Genomic DNA, 13,510 nt, shown 5'->3' with positions numbered 1-13,510 from the left:
TTTTCACTATCTATCCACATCTTACCAATGATTCTGGGAAGTCACAATGGACTATTCGCCTTTTTGCGTCTTTTGTCGGTCAATGCGTTGTTCCACTTCTCTCTTTTAGCTTCGGGCTGTCCTCTTCCAGAACGGTCATATGCTATACTGGACTCAACTATTAACAGAAACACTTTTTCAGATACCCAGGGCAAAGCAGCCGTTTTGAGGGACTGTATCATTCAGGAGAGGAGGGACTCGCATGAGTGAGGACTTGGCAGTGATGCTGAAGACGGTGGTGGACAATTCGCTGCAGCCGATTCATGAGCGGCTGGATCGGATGGACGGACGGTTCGATAACCTTGAAGCAAAGGTTACCAACATCGAAGTAGATCTTGCAGACATCAAGAAAGATGTCGATGTATTGAAGACGGATATGGCTGCTGTGAAAGAGGATATTCCTCTTATGAAAACGGATGTATCCAATCTGCAAAGCGACATGGCAGACGTGAAAACGTCCGTTGAAATACTAAAGGATGGACACGGCACAATGCGAGAAGAAGTCACACAACGGTTTAATGAGCAGCGCAGAACAAACAGAGGGCTTGCTTTGGACGTGAATTACTTGGTCCATAAAATGCTTGATCATGATTTGGTTCTAGATGATCTGCGGGACGTTTATCGTAACCAGCAGGGATAATTGGAAAACCGGACGTGCGTGTTAGTGGCGGGTCGGGTTTTTGACTATCTACCCAGTGAACTAATACTTGAGTTGTACACCTTAGGAGGCGTCTTACGTGAAGAAAGATCGATATCTGTATCCAGCTCTCTTCGACTATGCGGATGACGGCATCAGCATCTCGTTCCCCGATCTGCCCGGCTGTTTCTCTTGTGCCGACTCTGATGAAGAGGCGATGCTCATGGCAAAAGAAGCGCTGTCGCTCCATCTATATGGAATGGAAGTGGACGGGGAACCGATCCCCTCTCCTACACCTGCAGAGGCTCTTCAGACCGACGACAACCAGACGCTTGTTTCCATTGATGTCTGGATGTCGCCATTTCGGTTGGAGATGCAAAATTAGTATGTATTGAACGTGCTGACACACTCACCCAGTGATAGCAAAACCGGACCCGCGCAATTGACGCGAGTCCGGTTTTTGCATGTTTTCATTTCTCCTCCAGCGTCACCCGCTGCAGACGCAATGCGTTCAGCACGACGCTGACGGAGCTGAAGGCCATGGCGGCGCCGGCGACCCAGGGGGCGAGGAGCCCGAGTGCTGCGATCGGGATGCCGATGGTGTTGTAGATGAAGGCGAAGAACAGGTTCTGTTTGATGTTGCGCATCGTTTTGCGGCTCATGATGATGGCGTCCGCGACGCTGTTCAGGTCGCCGCGCATGAGCGTGATGTCGGCAGCTTCGATGGCGATGTCGGTGCCTGTGCCGATCGCCATGCCGATGTCAGCGGAGGCGAGGGCGGGTGCGTCGTTGATACCGTCTCCGACCATGGCGACTTTCTTGCCTTGTGCCTGCAGCTTGGTGATCTGCTCGCCTTTTTCCTCCGGCAGGACGTCCGCGATGACATGCGTCACGCCGACCTGGCTGCCGATCGCTTCGGCGGTGTGCCGGTTGTCCCCCGTCAGCATGATGACGTCGAGTCCGAGGGCGTGCAGCCGGGCGATCGCGTCCTTGGACGTTTCCTTGACGGTGTCGGCGACTGCGACGAGTCCGGCGAGTGTGTTGTCGACTGCGATGAGCATCGCCGTCTTCCCTTCATTCTCGAAGTGTTCCATGCGGGCTTCGATCGTGTCGATTGCAATGCCGCGTCCTGTCATCAGCTTGCGGTTGCCGACGAGGATGGTCTTCCCTTCGATGGCCGCTTCGATGCCGTAGCCGGGCAGTGCCTGGAAGGAGTCGGGCTGGGCGAGCTCGATGCCCTGTTCCTTGACTCCTGCGGTGATTGCTTGTGCGAGCGGGTGCTCCGACTGGTTTTCCGCGGATGCTGTCCAACGGAGGACGTCGGTTTGATTGAAGCCTTCCTGGATTTCCACGTCGGTCAGCGACGGCTCGCCTTTCGTGACAGTGCCGGTTTTATCCAGCACGACGGTATCGATCGACCGGGTGTTCTCGAGGTGCTCGCCGCCTTTGAACAGCATGCCCATTTCGGCGGCACGGCCGGAGCCTGCCATGATGGACGTTGGTGTCGCAAGGCCGAGTGCACACGGACAGGCGATGACGAGGATCGAGATTGTCGGGATGATCGCCGAACGGAAGTCGCCCGGTGTGACGGCGAAGTACCAGATGAAGAACGTTATGAGCGCGATACCGACGACAATCGGGACGAAGACGCCGGAGATTTTGTCCGCCAGGCGCTGGATGTCCGCTTTGGTCCCCTGCGCTTCCTCGACGACGCGGACGATCTGCGCGAGCGCACTGTCCTTGCCGACTTTGGTGGCGCGGATCTGCAGGGAGCCGTTTTTGTTGATGGTCGAGCCGATGACTTGGCTGCCGGGTGCTTTGTCGACCGGGATGCTTTCGCCGGTGATCATCGATTCGTCGATCGCCGACTGGCCGGCGATGATCTCGCCGTCCGCAGGGATCTTCTCCCCCGGTTTGACGAGCAGGATGTCGCCTGCCTGGACCTCTTCGATCGGAATTTCCTGTTCGATGCCGTCTTTTAGCACACGGGCGGTTTTCGCCTGCAGGCCGAGCAGTTTCTGGATCGCCTGGCTCGTCTTGCCTTTCGCCCGGACTTCGAACAGCTTGCCGAGCAGGATGAGGGTCAGGATGACAGCGGATGCCTCGAAATACAGCATCGGTTCACCGGTACCGCCGCCCTGCACCCACTCGATCAGCAGGTAGACGCTGTAGAAGTAGGCGGCACTCGTACCGAGCGCGACGAGGACGTCCATGTTGGCGCTCTTGTTGCAGAGTGCGTTGAATGCACCCTTGTAGAACTGCGCGCCGATGATGAACTGCACCGGGGTGGCGAGCACGAGCTGGACCCACGGGTTCATGAGGATATCGGGCAGGTAGAGGAACGACAGGAATTCGAAGTGCGCGACCATCGTCCACAGCAGTGGCAGGGTCAGGATCGCTGAGAAGATGAATTTCCGTGTCTGTTTCTTGATCTCCTCTTCTTTGTGGTCGATTTTCTGGTCATCCTCCGTCTGCAGATGGAGCTCATAGCCCATCTTTTGGACAGCCGCCATCATATCTGTCGGGTTAGTCTCCGCAGCGTTGTAGCGGACGGTTAGGGTTTCCACCGCGAAGTTGACGGATGCTTCGGCCACACCATCCATACGGGCGATCCGTTTTTCAATCCGGTTCGCGCATGCGGCGCACGTCATGCCGGTGATATCGAATTCGGCTTTGTCGAAGACGACCCCGTAGCCGAGTTTCTCGATTTTCTCCGTGAAGTCCCGGACGTTTGCTTTCTCGGGGTCATAGCGGACGGTCGTGCTCTCGAGCGCAAAGTTGACGTTCGCCGAGTCGACGCCCTCCATCTTGGACAACCCTTTCTCGATCCGGTTGGCACATGCCGCGCACGTTATGCCATTGATTTTCAATGTCTTTTCTTCCATGTCCCTCACATCCTTTCGATACTGTATGGGGGTATATAGTTTGCAAAAAAGAAGGATTATGCGGTGGGCATAATCGGTTATTCTTTATTATTGATGTTCTGCCGTTGATGGGGCGCTCCAGCTTGCAGCGGAAGACGGTGACTCCGGCGGGAATAGCATGAGCATAAGACCCTGGACTGAGCGTCAGCGAGGGAAGCGGCTTATGCCATGCCCGCGGAAAGCATCCGTCTGCAGCGGAAAGCGGTCTTCCTTAGACCACATCGTACCCCTGATCCTCGATCGTCTCTTTCACTTGCTTCATTGTTGCCTCATTGTCGTATTCCACTGCCACTTCTTTCGCTGGCAGGTCGACTTTGACAGAGGAGACGCCGGAGATTTCTCCTACATTCGTTTCCACAGCGTTGACGCAATGCTGACATGACATACCTTCTACTTTCAATACTTCTTTCATGGGTTCTGCCTCCCTTTCGGTAATTGGTTTCACTGTATCATACCCTCGCCAGGTATGGAAACCTTCAGCTTACTTCGTCATCGTTTTCATCACCGACATCAGTTCCTCGATCGCCTCGTCGCCGTTCTGCCCTTTGATAGCATTGGCGACACAGTGCGTCGTATGATCTTCCAGCAGCGCGAGCGATACTTTGTTGATGGCCGACTGGATCGCACTGATCTGATGGAGGATGTCGACGCAGTACCGGTCGTTCTCGATCATCTGATGGACGCCGCGTACCTGGCCTTCGACCCGTTTCAGGCGTGTCAGCATCTGCTGCTTGTTCGGCTGGACCGTCTTCTTGTTCGTCTCTGTCACGGCGCTCATCCTTTCGTATACCCTATACCCCTATATTATCACGCTGGAAGATAGGTTACAAGCGAATGGATTAATTAAAAAAACCGTCAGAGGGACGATACCCCCTGCCGGTCTTACAAGTGGATTATGCAGCCAGCTTGCGGCACGTTTCCGCACACTTCTTGCAGTGTTCGGCACAGCGCTTGCAGTGGTCGTGGTCGTGTTTGGCACACTCGTCGCCGCACTTCTCACAGACATCCGCACAAAGCTGCAGGATCTGCTTCGTGAACGGGCTGTTGCGTGTGATCGCCTGTACAGCATATGCACATGCGTCGGCACATTCACGGTCGAGCCGGATGCACTCCGCCATCATCTTGACGTCCTCTTCCTTCAGGCACGCGTCGAAACAGTTGTTGCACGCCTCGATGCACTCCGACAGTACGGAGAGGGCTTCTTTGTATTGCGTTTCCATTTTACATCTCCTCCTGTTAGGTTGAAAAGTGGTGTTGCTTTTCTTTTCCCCGCTAGGATGGCATAAAACGTGAAAGGATAAACTCCTAAGAAACTCCTTATACGGCTTATCCACGCCGTCACTTGCCGTTACTCGTTCGTCTTGTAGTGTTTTCTGATGAATTCCTGCTCCTGCTCGATCGTCAGAATGCCTGTCGCTTTTCCGACCGTGCCGCCTTGCATGTCCCAAATTGTATTGTGATCCTGATCGACAGCGGAGAAATCATCGTTCGACCAGCGCTGCAGTATATCCAAATATACGTCAGCATTTTTTCCGTATTTCTTTTTGTTCTTCTCTACAACCTCTGTCAACCGTTCAACCCTGTCCTGTGTCATCGGCAGGAACCCCCATTTGTCTTCTGCTCTCACTTTCTGGTGGGACATGTCATGGATGGCGTTTTCAACCTCCAACTGATCCATCGATGCCGGGAATTCCTCTTCCACAGGGACATCCCTGTCTTCCTCGATTGTCAGAATGGGGGCCTTACCGCTATTTTCTGTCGGCCGGTTTGTTTTCTTGATGGTCACACGGTCTTTCCCTGGCTCATTGATGAGGAAATAGGCTGCCGCACCGATAAGGACGACGCCCAGTATGATGAGTGTTTTTTCATAGAACTCCTCCCCCTCCATCCTAATACACCAAGATGTGGAACTCAACGGTCGTTTTCATACTGGCCCTATCCAGGTCTTGCCTTTTTTATAAGTTGCCAAGGACATAAAAACAGCTTCTCAAATTTGAATTGAGAAGCTGTTTCAGATAGTTTATACGTCCCAGGAGGGATTCGAACCCCCGACCGACGCCTTAGAAGGGCGTTGCTCTATCCAGCTGAGCTACTGAGACAACTGCGTTCCCTGAGTTGTGAAGATCTGGTTGTGATCGGAACGACAGGTTTTATTATAGGCAAAGCTGGGTGTGAAGTCAATAGTAAATTAGCGGAGGCTGAATTGTGCGGTCTCGACGACCGCTCCGCTGAGCGGATCCTTGAACGTCACGGTGAGTGCGTCACCGTCTTCAATGACCGCGTAGGTCGCTGCCCGGCCGCCCCTCGGCTGCACGGTGCTGCCCGGATTGACGTAAAGCAAGCCGTCTTCGCGTTCTGCGCCATACAGGTGGGAGTGGCCGAACAGGACGATGTCTGCGCCGGCTTCGGCTGCTGCGTATTTCAGCTGCAGCAGCGACTCTTTGACGCCGTGCCGGTGGCCGTGCACCATGAGCACCCGTCTGCCCGCCACATCGGCCCGTATGGCGTCTTCAAAGCGTGCGCCCCAGTCACAGTTGCCCTGGACGATCCGTATGCCTTCCAGCACCTGTGCGTCGGACGTGAGCTCGCTGTCGCCGCAATGGAAGACGGCGTCTGCATCGGTCTCCCGGCGGCGGATCGCCTCGATCGTCTTCGTATCGCTATGCGAATCGCTTAATACGACCAGTTTCACTGGCGCTCGCCCGCTTCGCTCACCAGTTTCGGCAGTTCCGCTTCGAATTTCCGCATCGCTTCCCCGCGGTGGGAGTACTCCGCCTTCTCCGTCGGCGTCATCTCCCCCATCGACTTGCGCGCCTGCGGGACGTAGAAGATCGGATCGTACCCGAATCCGCCCTTGCCACGGCGTTCAAACAGGATGTTCCCTTCACAGCTGCCGGAGAACGTCTGCGTCTCCATGCCCGGTCCTGCGATCGCCAGCACACAGCGGAAGCGTGCCTGACGTGAGCCTTCCGGGACGCCTTCCAGGTTGGTCAGCGCTTTGTCAATGTTGGCCTGGTCGTCTTTCGGTTCGCCTGCATACCGGGCGGAGTAGACACCGGGCTCGCCGTTCAGCGCATCGATTTCAAGGCCGCTGTCGTCCGAAATGACCCATGTGTTCAGGAGCTTGGCGGTTTCTTCCGCCTTCAGGATCGCATTCTCCTCGAATGTCGTCCCCGTCTCCTCCACTTCGATCGGCTCGTCCAGGTCCTGGAGCGAGCGGACGGTGATGCCGTGCGGCTTGAACAGCACTTCGAAGTCCTTGACTTTGCCCTTATTGTTCGTTGCGATCAATACTTCCTTCATTGCGCTGCCTCCTCGTGTGATTCGATTTGTGCGCAGATCGGGCCGAGTGCTTCTTTCTGCAGACCGATCAGCTGGGCGATCCCGGCTTCCGCCAAGTCCAGCAGGCCGTTCATCTCCGCACGGGTGAATGTCGATTCCTCACCAGTCCCCTGCAGCTCGACGAATTCACCGGCGCTCGTCATGACGACGTTCATGTCGACGGCTGCCGATGAGTCCTCCACGTAGTCAAGGTCCAGGATCAGCTCCCCGTCCTCTTTCTTTCCGACGCTCGTCGCCGCGAGGTACTGCCGGATCGGGAATTTCGCGAGCTTCTTGTCGGCTGCAACACCCGCCGCAGCCATCGCCATCGCGACGAATGCGCCCGTGATCGATGCGGTGCGTGTGCCGCCGTCCGCCTGGATGACGTCGCAGTCGATCCAGATCGTGCGCTCGCCGAGTGCCTCAAGGTCGATGACGGAGCGGAGCGCCCGGCCGATGAGCCGCTGGATCTCCATCGTGCGTCCGCCGATCTTGCCCCGTGACGCTTCACGCTGCGTGCGCTGGCCGGTGGCACGCGGCAGCATCGAATACTCCGCGGTGACCCAGCCTTTGCCGCTGCCCCGCAGGAATGGCGGTACACGGTCTTCGACGGATGCCGTGCAGATCACTTTCGTATTGCCGACCGTGATGAGCACCGAGCCTTCCGGGTGCAGCAGGAAGTCCTTTTCTATCGTTACGTTTCTCAGTTCGTTGTTCGTTCGTCCGTCGTGTCTCAAATCACATACCCTCTTTCTTTTCATTCGTCCATTTTAGCATACCCATCGGAACCCGCGCAAAAGCCCGGCGGAGGAGCACACCGGGCGGAATGTTCTGCTATTATTGCGGTACGGGGAGCGTCAGCCGGCCGACAGCAGGTGATTGTATGCCGAGCCAGTCCGCCGTGATTGTCCTGAAATGCTCAGGGTTTCCCGTCGTATAGAAACGCGAACTTCCGCGTTCATCGCTCTGCCGCCTGTTTCCCTCAGCCTCCAGGAGCTGTATGACCGTATCCGCAGTTGCGGCACCTGACGTCACGAGTGCCGTCCCGTCCGGCAGATGCTTCCGGATGAACGGAGCGAGCAGCGGGAAATGCGTGCAGCCTAAAATGACGGTGTCGAACGATTCGCTCTGCAGCGGCAGGAGCGCCTGCTTCACCGCCTCGTCGGCCGTTTGTGTCTTGTAGACTGCCTGTTCCACGAGCGGCACGAACGTCGGACAGGCGAGCTGCAGGACGTCCGCATGCGGTGAAAGGCCGTGTATCGCCTCGCGGTACGCACCGCTCTTCACGGTGCCGATCGTGCCGAGCACAGCGATCCGTTTCGTATCCGACTTACGGACAGCTGTGCGTGCGCCCGGGTCGATGACGCCGATAATCGGGAATGTGAACAGCGGCCGCACGTGATCGAGGGCGAATGCTGTCGCCGTGTTGCAGGCGATGACGGCGAGCTTGACGCCGAACCGGTCGAGTGCGCCGATCAGCTGCTTCGTAAAGCGGATGATCTCTTGCGGAGACCGGCTGCCGTACGGACAGCGGGCGTCGTCCCCGATGTAGATGAAGTTCTCCTCCGGCATCCGTTCCAGCAGTTCTTTCATGACGGTCAGGCCGCCCACTCCTGAATCGATGATGCCGATCGGGTAGTCCGCTGTCCCGCTCATTTCGGTTCCGGGCTCATTTCCACGTGAAGTTTCGACAGCAGATCCGTGAATGACCGGAGTTCCTCTTCACTGAAGTCCTTCATGACATCCTCCAGGTACTGACGCCGCTTGTCGATCACTTCCTGGATGACGCGCCCGCCTTCTTCGAGCAGATGGATGCGGACGACACGGCGGTCCTTGTCATCCCTCACCCGCTTGACGAGTTCGTTTTTCTCCATCCGGTCGACGAGGTCCGTCGTCGTGCTGAAAGCTAGATACATTTTGTTCGACAGATCGCCGATCGTCATATCCCCATGCTCGAACAGCCACTGCAGGGCGACGAACTGCGGCGGCGTAATCGTATAATTGCTGAGGATTTTGCGCCCCTGCTGCTTGATGATCGCGGCGATGTAGCGCAGATCCTTTTCCATTCGGTGGATTTCTTCTTGTTTCGTGTCCATGTTTTCAGTCATCAGTACCCACTCCAAGTCATGAGTTTGCTTATTATTTTCCTCTTAACCCGGGGAAAAAGCAATAGTTATGTCAAACTCATGGGTTTTCGGTGTGCCTGTAAGTCACGCTTCCTCGACGATCGTGCCGGCGAAGCGGTCTTGCGGAAGCTGTCTGCCGCCTTCCTGTTCGAACGTCTTCCGATGTGTGAAGTACTGGATGCCGCTGACGGACTCCCGGTAGACGATCCGTTTGGCGATCTGGACGCCGGATGGTTTTCCGCCGTTTTCATCCTCAAGCTGGAGTCCGGTGAGCCTGTAGCCGACCGTCTGCCCTTTCGTATACAGCTGGGCGAATTCGAGGGTTCCCGCGATGACGGACGGCGTCACCAGGTTATGGACCGCTTCACTTTTCACTTTCTTCCGCAGCAGGTATTCTGTGAATGCCGTGACCGCTGCGTTGACGGCATGATCGATCATGTATGCTTTCAGACGCTTTTTTGTAATTTCTTTCATCTTTTCTCCTCCTCGACTTGTATATTGGTTCAAAATGAAGTATACCAGATCTGTCCGATATTCTTCCGAATCACGAAAAAAGACTGCAGACATCTCTGCAGTCTTCCATACCCGCTTTGCGGTCAATCAATGCTCAATTCACCGAGCCGGATCAATTCGATCATCGCCTGGGCTCTGCCAGAGACCCCAAGTTTCTGGATGGTGTTCGAAATATGATTCCGAACTGTTTTTTCACTGATGCCCAATTCGCCGGCAATCTCTTTTGTTGTGTGATCGGCAATCAGCAGCGTGAATATTTGCCGTTCCCTGCCCGTCAGCACAGAACGGCTGCTAAACTCCTCATTCAAGACGCGCCCCTCCCATCGGTTTCTCTTTACAGTATTCCAACTGTGGAGAGGCTGTGCCGGCTCAGTTCCTGGTTTTCTCGCAGAATTGCTCTTTCTCGTGTTCACTCCACGGAACACCCGACCCGGTTTTCTTGGAAATCTGCACCATGGCACCGCGCCCTGTGAAAACGATGTCTCCCTTTTCGTTCTTCCCCATGTAATGGATATCGACGGAACTTCGTCCGATCGAACCGGCTTTGACATGAACGTCCACCGTTTCATCGAAAAACACTTGTTTCACATAATCGCATTGGAGATCGGCGACGACAGGGATGCAGTCGCCGTCCGGATCGAGCCAGTCATTCATGAGACCGATATGTTTAAGATAGTCGATGCGCGCCTGCTCGAAATAGGCGAATGTCACGGTATTGTTCAAATGGCCGAACATATCCGTCTCGGAAAAACGGACACGGATCGGCACAGAGAACCGAAAGCCCTCCTGCCACTCTTCGAGGTTCTCAATATACGTCTGTTTCAATCAAAACGCCCCCCAGTCTGATAAGTGAATACTCATTCATTTATCAGTATAGCAAAGTTATCTGAAAATAAGAAGTGAGATTGACTTGTCAAGTGCATTATACGCGGCACAGGCTGTACGAGGCATGCGAGTTGAGCCGCGGAAGTCGATGACGGCTCCATCGCCTTGGGTGTTCCACAGGAAATGCGGAGCGCAGCGGAGCCGGCAAGCTAAGGGGTTGAAACTTTTTTTGGAATGGACGTCTTTATGAGCGGTTTGGACAAGTTTATGAGCGCTATTTTAGTTTAATGATCACTACTGGAGATTTATGAGCGGTAATCGCTTTTTATGAGCAGATTCCGGGATTTATGAGCAAAAACTCTTTTTTATGAGCGGAATGACCCGGTTTATGAGCGCAGGCCGCCTTGCCCCCCATTCAACGAAAGAAAAACACCCGGACGGCCAGCGAACAGCTGGCAATCCGGGTGTTGGACTGGCGGGGATCAGTCCACCATATGGTCGCTTCCGAAGAAGTTCTTGAACATCTGAACCGTTGTTGCACGGTTCATGGATGCGATGGACGTCGTCAATGGAATACCTTTCGGGCAAGCCACGACACAGTTCTGGGAGTTCCCGCACTCGGCGAGGCCTCCGTCTGTCATCAACGCTGCGAGACGCTCATCTTTGTTCTTCGCGCCAGTTGGATGCGTGTTGAACAGGCGGACTTGCGAAATCGCGAACGGCCCCATGAAGTTTGTCGAGTCGTTGACGTTCGGGCATGCCTCGAGGCAGACGCCGCATGTCATGCATTTCGACAGCTCGTATGCCCACTGGCGCTTGCGCTCCGGCATACGGGGACCTTCACCGAGATCGTACGTTCCGTCAATCGGAACCCATGCTTTGATTTTCTTGAGGGAGTCGAACATGCCTTCACGGTCGACCATCAAGTCACGGACAACCGGGAATGTGCGCATCGGCTCCAGTTTGATCGGCTGTGTGAGCTGATCGACGAGGGCTGTACACGACTGGCGCGGACGGCCGTTGATGACCATCGAGCAGGCACCGCATACTTCCTCGAGACAGTTCATGTCCCAGTTGATCGGTGTAGTTTTCTCGCCCTTCGAATTGACCGGGTTCCTCCGGATTTCCATCAGAGCGGAAATGACGTTCATGTTAGGCTTATATGGGATTTCGAAAGACTCCATGTATGGCGCGGATTCAGGTGTATCCTGACGCTGGATTTCGAAAATAACTGTTTTACCGGGTGCTGTCTTTTCTGCGACAGCGGTTTGTTGTTCACTCATTTCCGTCAGTCTCCTTTCGATGCGGAATAATCGTGCAGCGATACGCCGGGCACTTAGTGGGCTGACGTATAGTCGCGCTTACGAGGCGGGATCAGGGATGTATCGACCTCTTCGTAAGAGATGATCGGTGCGGACTTTCCGTCGAACTGGGCAATCGTCGTTTTCAGGAAGTTCTCGTCGTCACGTTCCGGGAAGTCCGGCTTGTAATGCGCGCCGCGGCTTTCGTCACGTTTCAGGGCACCGAGTGTGATGACCCGTGCCAAGTATAGCATGTTTTTCAGCTGACGCGTAAACGTTGCGCCTTGGTTGGACCACTGCTGCGTATCTGTCATATCGATGTTTTCCCAGCGCTCGAGGAGCTCCTGGATCTTCTTGTCTGTCGCCTCGAGACGATCGTTGTACCGGACAACGGTCACGTTCTCCGTCATCAGCTCGCCAAGTTCCCGGTGAATGACATATGCATTCTCGGTCCCCTTCATGCTGATGATTTTATCCCACTTCTCCTGCTCTTCTTTGACCGCGTCGTCGAAGATCTTGGAAGGCAGATCATCCGCAGATGTCTTGAGACCTTTCATGTACTTGACGGCTTCCGGTCCTGCGAGCATACCGCCGTATACCGCAGAAAGGAGGGAGTTCGCACCGAGACGGTTTCCGCCATGCTGTGAGTAGTCACATTCACCCGCCGCAAACAATCCTGGGATGGACGTGTGCTGTTCGTAGTCGACCCACAGTCCGCCCATTGAGTAATGGACTGCCGGGAAGATCTTCATCGGCACTTTGCGCGGATCTTCGCCTGTGAACTTCTCGTAGATTTCGATGATGCCGCCGAGTTTGACGTCAAGCTCATGCGGATCTTTATGGGACAGGTCGAGATAGACCATGTTCTCGCCGTTGATGCCGAGCTTCTGGTTCACACAGACGTCGAAGATCTCACGTGTCGCGATATCCCGCGGCACGAGGTTACCGTATGCCGGGTATTTCTCTTCGAGGAAGTACCAAGGCTTGCCGTCTTTGTACGTCCAGATCCGTCCGCCTTCCCCACGTGCGGATTCACTCATGAGACGCAGTTTGTCGTCTCCCGGAATCGCAGTCGGGTGGATTTGGATGAATTCGCCGTTCGCATATTTCGCACCCTGCTGGTAGACGATCGAAGCGGCCGATCCTGTATTGATGACCGAGTTCGTCGACTTCCCGAAGATGATTCCCGGTCCGCCGGTCGCCATGATGACCGCATCCGCAGGGAATGCTTTGATTTCCATTGTCCGGAGGTCCTGCGCACGGATTCCGCGGCAGATGCCTTCTTCGTCAAGTACCACACCAAGGAATTCCCAGTGTTCATACTTCTGCACAAGACCTGCGACTTCCTGTGCACGGACCTGCTCGTCCAATGCATACAGGAGCTGCTGTCCCGTTGTCGCGCCGGCATATGCCGTACGGTGGTGCATCGTTCCGCCGAAACGGCGGAAGTCAAGAAGGCCTTCCGGTGTCCGGTTGAACATGACGCCCATCCGGTCGAACAGGTGGATGATACTCGGTGCCGCGTCCGCCATCGCTTTTACCGGAGGCTGGTTGGCCAGGAAGTCCCCGCCATATACCGTATCGTCAAAGTGGATCCATGGGGAGTCGCCTTCCCCTTTCGTATTCACCGCACCGTTGATACCGCCCTGGGCACAGACGGAGTGGGAACGTTTAACAGGTACGAGGGAAAACAAGTCGACTCCGACGCCTTCTTCTGATGCCTTGATGGTTGCCATAAGTCCGGCGAGACCGCCGCCTACGACAATCACTCTGCCTTTTGACATAGTTGTTTCACTCCTCAAAATTTACATGATTACAAAATTG

At 55.1% G+C, this 13,510-nt stretch carries 17 protein-coding genes and 1 tRNA gene; 2 read left to right on the top strand and 16 right to left on the bottom strand.

All coding sequences use genetic code 11. The features are described 5' to 3' along the window. Positions 1-241 precede the first annotated feature (241 nt). Both QWT68_RS03475 and QWT68_RS03470 read left to right on the top strand, forming a co-directional pair. Complete coding sequence (locus QWT68_RS03475) at positions 242-679, top strand: hypothetical protein (protein ID WP_290149569.1); 438 nt, start codon at positions 242-244, stop codon at positions 677-679. 97 nt (positions 680-776) lie between these two features. Next, positions 777-1,061, top strand: coding sequence for a type II toxin-antitoxin system HicB family antitoxin (locus tag QWT68_RS03470; protein ID WP_290149567.1), 285 nt, complete (start codon positions 777-779; stop codon positions 1,059-1,061). Positions 1,062-1,146: 85 nt separating this feature from the next. On the opposite strand, the gene QWT68_RS03465 is transcribed toward QWT68_RS03470, so the two are convergent. From QWT68_RS03465 to sdhA, 16 genes are all read right to left on the bottom strand, one after another. Then, complete coding sequence (locus QWT68_RS03465) at positions 1,147-3,570, bottom strand: heavy metal translocating P-type ATPase (RefSeq protein WP_290149565.1); 2,424 nt, start codon at positions 3,568-3,570, stop codon at positions 1,147-1,149. A 241-nt stretch (positions 3,571-3,811) separates the two neighbouring features. Beyond that, positions 3,812-4,012: a copper chaperone CopZ gene (gene copZ, locus QWT68_RS03460; RefSeq protein WP_290149562.1), complete on the bottom strand. Its 201-nt coding sequence runs from the start codon at positions 4,010-4,012 to the stop codon at positions 3,812-3,814. Positions 4,013-4,081: 69 nt separating this feature from the next. Next, on the bottom strand, positions 4,082-4,378 hold the full coding sequence (locus QWT68_RS03455; protein WP_290149559.1) for a metal-sensitive transcriptional regulator: 297 nt from the start codon (positions 4,376-4,378) through the stop codon (positions 4,082-4,084). Positions 4,379-4,493: 115 nt separating this feature from the next. Next, complete coding sequence (locus QWT68_RS03450; protein WP_290149556.1) at positions 4,494-4,820, bottom strand: four-helix bundle copper-binding protein; 327 nt, start codon at positions 4,818-4,820, stop codon at positions 4,494-4,496. 128 nt (positions 4,821-4,948) lie between these two features. Then, positions 4,949-5,488, bottom strand: a complete 540-nt coding sequence (locus QWT68_RS03445; protein ID WP_290149554.1) for a DUF6241 domain-containing protein — start codon at positions 5,486-5,488, stop codon at positions 4,949-4,951. Between the two features lie 137 nt (positions 5,489-5,625). After that, a tRNA-Arg gene (locus tag QWT68_RS03440) sits at positions 5,626-5,699 on the bottom strand. Positions 5,700-5,788: 89 nt separating this feature from the next. Then, positions 5,789-6,292, bottom strand: a complete 504-nt coding sequence (locus QWT68_RS03435) for a metallophosphoesterase (RefSeq protein WP_290149552.1) — start codon at positions 6,290-6,292, stop codon at positions 5,789-5,791. Beyond that, entirely contained in the window at positions 6,289-6,903 is a 615-nt protein-coding gene (locus QWT68_RS03430; protein WP_290149549.1) for an XTP/dITP diphosphatase, read from the bottom strand. Before QWT68_RS03430 ends, QWT68_RS03435 begins: the two co-directional genes overlap by 4 nt. Continuing rightward, the gene (rph, locus tag QWT68_RS03425; RefSeq protein ID WP_290149547.1) at positions 6,900-7,658 is read right to left on the bottom strand and encodes a ribonuclease PH; all 759 of its coding nucleotides are present in this window, start codon (positions 7,656-7,658) and stop codon (positions 6,900-6,902) included. Before rph ends, QWT68_RS03430 begins: the two co-directional genes overlap by 4 nt. Positions 7,659-7,758: 100 nt before the next feature. Next, positions 7,759-8,577, bottom strand: coding sequence for a glutamate racemase (gene murI / locus QWT68_RS03420; RefSeq protein ID WP_290149545.1), 819 nt, complete (start codon positions 8,575-8,577; stop codon positions 7,759-7,761). Further along, positions 8,574-9,029: a MarR family winged helix-turn-helix transcriptional regulator gene (locus QWT68_RS03415; RefSeq protein ID WP_040286258.1), complete on the bottom strand. Its 456-nt coding sequence runs from the start codon at positions 9,027-9,029 to the stop codon at positions 8,574-8,576. The genes murI and QWT68_RS03415 overlap by 4 nt, the downstream gene beginning before the upstream one ends. 102 nt (positions 9,030-9,131) lie before the next feature. Next, positions 9,132-9,521, bottom strand: coding sequence for an RDD family protein (locus QWT68_RS03410; protein WP_040286257.1), 390 nt, complete (start codon positions 9,519-9,521; stop codon positions 9,132-9,134). 122 nt (positions 9,522-9,643) lie between these two features. Beyond that, positions 9,644-9,868 (bottom strand): helix-turn-helix domain-containing protein, encoded by a 225-nt coding sequence (locus QWT68_RS03405; protein WP_040286256.1) that lies wholly within the window; start codon positions 9,866-9,868, stop codon positions 9,644-9,646. A 61-nt stretch (positions 9,869-9,929) separates the two neighbouring features. Continuing rightward, the gene (locus QWT68_RS03400; RefSeq protein WP_290149541.1) at positions 9,930-10,385 is read right to left on the bottom strand and encodes an acyl-CoA thioesterase; all 456 of its coding nucleotides are present in this window, start codon (positions 10,383-10,385) and stop codon (positions 9,930-9,932) included. A 482-nt stretch (positions 10,386-10,867) separates the two neighbouring features. After that, positions 10,868-11,668 (bottom strand): succinate dehydrogenase iron-sulfur subunit, encoded by an 801-nt coding sequence (gene sdhB, locus QWT68_RS03395; protein WP_052461733.1) that lies wholly within the window; start codon positions 11,666-11,668, stop codon positions 10,868-10,870. 53 nt (positions 11,669-11,721) lie between these two features. After that, the gene (gene sdhA / locus QWT68_RS03390; RefSeq protein WP_290149537.1) at positions 11,722-13,470 is read right to left on the bottom strand and encodes a succinate dehydrogenase flavoprotein subunit; all 1,749 of its coding nucleotides are present in this window, start codon (positions 13,468-13,470) and stop codon (positions 11,722-11,724) included. Positions 13,471-13,510: the final 40 nt, after the last annotated feature.

This window comes from Sporosarcina trichiuri (genome assembly GCF_030406775.1).
GTDB lineage: Bacteria > Bacillota > Bacilli > Bacillales_A > Planococcaceae > Sporosarcina > Sporosarcina trichiuri.
The sequence above is the reverse complement of the archived record's forward strand: the minus strand, read 5'-3'. Positions and strand labels throughout refer to the sequence as shown.

Bases quoted from the DNA above. Each gene is read 5' to 3' on its own strand.
- QWT68_RS03410 (WP_040286257.1), bottom strand. From the start codon at position 9,521: ATGAAAGAAATTACAAAAAAGCGTCTGAAAGCATACATGATCGATCAT.
- QWT68_RS03415 (WP_040286258.1), bottom strand. From the start codon at position 9,029: ATGACTGAAAACATGGACACGAAACAAGAAGAAATCCACCGAATGGAA.
- QWT68_RS03475 (WP_290149569.1), top strand. From the start codon at position 242: ATGAGTGAGGACTTGGCAGTGATGCTGAAGACGGTGGTGGACAATTCG.
- murI (WP_290149545.1), bottom strand. From the start codon at position 8,577: ATGAGCGGGACAGCGGACTACCCGATCGGCATCATCGATTCAGGAGTG.
- QWT68_RS03455 (WP_290149559.1), bottom strand. From the start codon at position 4,378: ATGAGCGCCGTGACAGAGACGAACAAGAAGACGGTCCAGCCGAACAAG.
- QWT68_RS03430 (WP_290149549.1), bottom strand. From the start codon at position 6,903: ATGAAGGAAGTATTGATCGCAACGAACAATAAGGGCAAAGTCAAGGAC.
- QWT68_RS03450 (WP_290149556.1), bottom strand. From the start codon at position 4,820: ATGGAAACGCAATACAAAGAAGCCCTCTCCGTACTGTCGGAGTGCATC.
- QWT68_RS03445 (WP_290149554.1), bottom strand. From the start codon at position 5,488: ATGGAGGGGGAGGAGTTCTATGAAAAAACACTCATCATACTGGGCGTC.
- copZ (WP_290149562.1), bottom strand. From the start codon at position 4,012: ATGAAAGAAGTATTGAAAGTAGAAGGTATGTCATGTCAGCATTGCGTC.
- sdhA (WP_290149537.1), bottom strand. From the start codon at position 13,470: ATGTCAAAAGGCAGAGTGATTGTCGTAGGCGGCGGTCTCGCCGGACTT.
- sdhB (WP_052461733.1), bottom strand. From the start codon at position 11,668: ATGAGTGAACAACAAACCGCTGTCGCAGAAAAGACAGCACCCGGTAAA.